We start from the raw sequence: 4030 nt of genomic DNA, 5'->3' as shown, positions 1-4030 counted from the left end.
GATCATTGCGCTGCGCTACCTTGCCGGAGCCCTGGTGGTAGGCGCAGGTTGCATGGCGCCGGTGCCGCCCAAAAGTACAGGGCGGCTGCCTGCAGCAGTTGGTCCTTCGCCAAATTCGGCCGGGGCCCACTTTCGGGCCACTCAAACATGCTCCGTCAATGCGCCCTCGGTGGCGGAACCTGGCCGCCCAGCCTTCGGCGGTCCAGCGCACCGGGTGCAGGCGTCCCGGTCCTGTTCGCCCAGTTAGAGGGCCAGGTCAAAGGTCCGCATCTTCCGCATCCACGCAAAGGTCGACAGCTGTGTCGCCATGACGACGTGAGGCGCGGGCAGGCCGCGGGAGAAGCAGCGAAGGCGCTGTCCAGATCGGTGCTAATCTCGCTGACGCCAACGACAGCCACGGGGGGATAGTCGTGAGTGATACGCCTGCGCATCGCGCGTACGCCAGCACCGAGCCGGACGGAGAGCCACCAGCGCCGTTCCGGATGGGCGTTCTCCTGCAGCCGATCGGGACGGCAGTCCTTGATGACGAGCAGACGGAGATCGGCGAGATCCAGCCAGCATCCGGGCGGCGGTCGCGGCCGCGGGACTGGGTCGTCGCCTCAGGCGAGGCCGCGCTGGCAGCCGTCGGCGACGCGATAGCCAATCAGATCGGCGTGATTGCCGACAGGGTCGCGTCGGCCCTTGACACCAGCCCGGTCGGCTCCGCGCAGCCAGGTCATCTAGGGGTCGAAAGTGTCGAGGTCAGCCTCGGGCTTACGTTCGCGGCCGGCACGGGCAAGGCGATCGAGGTTCTACTGACGGCAGGTGGCGAGGCGACAGCACGGATCTCCGTCGTGCTTACGCGTCGGCCGGTGTAGCCGCGTGCCCGGTGGAGTGGGCCGTATTCTGCTCGGCCTCGAAGAGCTGACATCCACGGACGACCCGCCGCGTCGGTCCGGATTCATCGTCTCCCGCGACGAGGTGCTGACTGACTACCACTGCCTGTTCCAGGATGATCGAGCGGCACCGGCCGCTCCGGCCTGGCGTGCTGTCGACAAGTCCGCTCGGCCTGCGCGTCGCCCGGGCCTGCCGTCAGGGGAGTCGCCCGGGGGTGTGACGACCGCCGACACGCTTAGTCAGCCCTGGCTGGAGTATGGGATCTGGTTCCGCCTCCCCTGGGCAGCGGCAGACGAAGCGGACCTCGATGTCCCCATGGTGGTCTCCTGGATCGACGAGCAATTGGACGTCGCGTTGCTCCGTATGGACGCTGCAGCGCTACAACCAGGCGAGCTACGCGCTCGCCGTGCGCTGTTCGGGCGGCAGGCCCTTCGTCCGCGCCGGTCGATTCCCGGGCTGATGCGGGTAACGCTGAGTGGGTTCTCCAGCAGCAGCCGAGGGAGGAGCCCCGACCGCTGGTCGGGTGAGATAGTCGATCTCGAGCGGCGGGCGTCCAACGGCGCACCGGCCATCACCGTGCATGCCGACGAGCCGGCTGCCGGCGCCCCGGCAGCGGTCCGGGGATTTTCAGGCGGACCGGTCGTTCTAGACCGCGGGCGTCGGCGAGGGCAGGCCATAGCCATCGTCCGGGAGTCCCTGAACACCTCGAAGGGGGCCGCTATCGGCGGTGATGTCTACGCCACCCCGCTACGTGACGTCGCGGCACGCTCGAACCGGGTTCGGACTCTAACCCGGCGTGCCACGTTGCGCCGGCGCTCGCCGGTCGCCGCCGTCGCTGCCCTCCTCACAATCTGTCTGGCAATCCTCGTGGTCTCGTTCCTACCGAGATCCCCGTCGCTGATCGGCAATCCGTCGAACCGACGCGGCGGCGACCTGCGTCTGGTCGTGTCGAGTCAGGAGGACCGGCTGCATCTGAACTCGCTCGACCCGGCCATCGACGACTCACCATCCGGCATCAACCTGATGCGCCTGCTCAACCGGACCTTGGTCACCTTTCGGTCGAGCCCAGATGACAGAGGACTCGGCCTGGTCGGCGATCTGGCTGAAGGTCTAGGTGTTCCCACCGACAACGCCCAGACCTGGACCTACCACCTGCGCCGAGGGATGACTTTTGACGACGGCGCCCCGGTGCGCGCCGCCGACGTGCGGTACGCGTTGGAACGCAGCTTCGCGTCCGGGACGCTCGGTGGGCGTCCGCGGCCAGGGGCGGACGTCCTCGACCTCCGCAGCCTGCTTGACCCTAACGGGCGCTACGCCGGGCCCTTGCCCGGGCATCCCGGACTGAGTTCCATCAGCACGCCTGACGATCGAACTATCGTCTTCCACCTGACCCGTCCCTGCGCCGACTGGGACCGCTACATGACGCTGCCTATGAGCGCACCCGTGCCACGGGCACGCGACACCGGTGCTGACTACGGCCTGAGCCCCGCCTCCACCGGCCCATATGAGGTGCAGACACTGAAGCCGTGGCACGAGGCCATCCTGGTGCGCAATCCGACCTGGCGTTCGCGAACCGATCCGGAGCGACGGGCGCTCCCCGACCGGATCATCATCGAAGTTCTTCCATCGCAGGATGAGGTCGACCGCGAAATCCTCGACGATGTCGCCGATGTGGATCTCGGGCATTCGGGTGCTCTGGACCATATTCAGTCAATCGCCACGACCGCCCCCCTGGAAGCTCGGTCCACTCTCGTGCCGGACTCGCTGAGCTACTTCCTCGCCCTTGCCACCACAGTGGCACCGCTGGACAACATCCACTGCCGCCGAGCAATCTTCTACGCCGCGGATCCGAACGCGCTTCTCACAGCGTTGGGTGGTAAGAGCCAGGTCCTCCCCATCGGCTCCGTTGCGATTCCCGATGTCATCACCGAGTCGACGAGCGACTCCCTTGCGGGTCGCTACCCGCATGGAGGTGGGCGGGTGGAACAGGAACTGCAGCTTTGCGGGCACCCCCAGGGATTCTCGGTCACCATCCCGGTCCGCGACGCTCCGGCACGCGGCAACTCCACCGCCCAGCTGGTCGCGACCGCCCTACAGAAATCCCTTGAGCCCCTTGGAATCATGGTTCGGACCGAGAAGGTGTTGTGGACAGACTACGACGCCGAGATCCAGGACCCGAACGTCATCCAGAAGAAAGGCTGGGGGCTGGTGTGGTCGGGTATAGAACCTCTCGTCGTCAGCCCGTACGGATACTTCTGGGCCTTCCACTCGAATCGGCCCGCGGGGGCCGGGTCGAACCCGACTCGATTCTCCGACCCCGATCTCGACAAGCTCATCGACTTTGCTAGCACACAGACCATTCCCACCGATGCGGCGACAGCCTGGTCGGCGGTGAACAACAAGATCCCGGATTTCGCCGTGGTCATGCCGGTCGCACACAGCCTCGACTTCCGAATGACCAGCGCGCGAACCACGAATGTGTATACACTTAAATCGGTTGGTCAATATGACCTGGCCGCACTTGGCGTCCGTTAAGTCATCAATGAGCTGTTCGGCGCACCCTGGCCGACTTCGTCGCCGCGGGCGGCAATCTCACTGGAGCCCGACGGAGTGGCAGTCCGACCTCAAGGGCTGCCACTCCGCCGGACACTACCCGAGTTCCGCAGTTGGTGGTCACACAGGCTCGGCGATCACTGGGTTGGGGACTGTTGCATGTTCACGGCACAGTCCACTCGGTCATCGGCACGGGTCTCGATCTCGGTGACCACCGGTCGGTCAGCGGGATGCCGTCGAATCTTCGCGGCCCGCCCACCGACCGCGCCGCCGCAGCCCGCCTGACCCGCCGCGTCCCTTGGCTCGGCGCCTTCAAGCCCTTCCGTCACTCGACATCCTCCGCGCACACCCAGATGACGACCGTCGCAGTCGTTTCTGGTCAGGATGACGGTCCACCGGCTGCCCGGCGGCCGACCACCGCGTGATCTGTCGGACCGCCGGGCCCCACCCCACGGCGGCAGGCTTCGCATGTTCAAGCCCTGGGCTTGGCCAGCTCGACGCCCTATGGCGCGGCTGGGTCGGGCTGTCCGTCGAGTGCGGTGTGGGTGTCGGTGCGTAGCTGCGTGACCAGGCCGCGGGCAGTGCCGGTGCCGACTGCTAG

General features: G+C 66.7%; 3 protein-coding genes. 2 read left to right on the top strand and 1 reads right to left on the bottom strand.

Annotated elements, in window-relative coordinates; genetic code table 11:
* The first annotated feature begins 410 nt into the window (after positions 1-410).
* Together U9983_RS26945 and U9983_RS26940 are read left to right on the top strand one after the other, a co-directional pair.
* Positions 411-857, top strand: coding sequence for a hypothetical protein (locus U9983_RS26945; protein ID WP_322756704.1), 447 nt, complete (start codon positions 411-413; stop codon positions 855-857).
* Between the two features lie 4 nt (positions 858-861).
* Entirely contained in the window at positions 862-3411 is a 2550-nt protein-coding gene (locus tag U9983_RS26940) for an ABC transporter substrate-binding protein (protein ID WP_322756703.1), read from the top strand.
* A 155-nt stretch (positions 3412-3566) separates the two neighbouring features.
* Here U9983_RS26940 and U9983_RS26935 read toward each other — a convergent pair whose 3' ends face one another.
* Positions 3567-3758 (bottom strand): hypothetical protein, encoded by a 192-nt coding sequence (locus tag U9983_RS26935; RefSeq protein WP_322756702.1) that lies wholly within the window; start codon positions 3756-3758, stop codon positions 3567-3569.
* Between the last annotated feature and the right edge of the window lie 272 nt (positions 3759-4030).

Source organism: Protofrankia sp. Cas3, from assembly GCF_963555955.1.
Lineage (GTDB): Bacteria > Actinomycetota > Actinomycetes > Frankiales > Frankiaceae > Protofrankia.
This window is presented reverse-complemented; position numbering and strand designations above follow the sequence as displayed.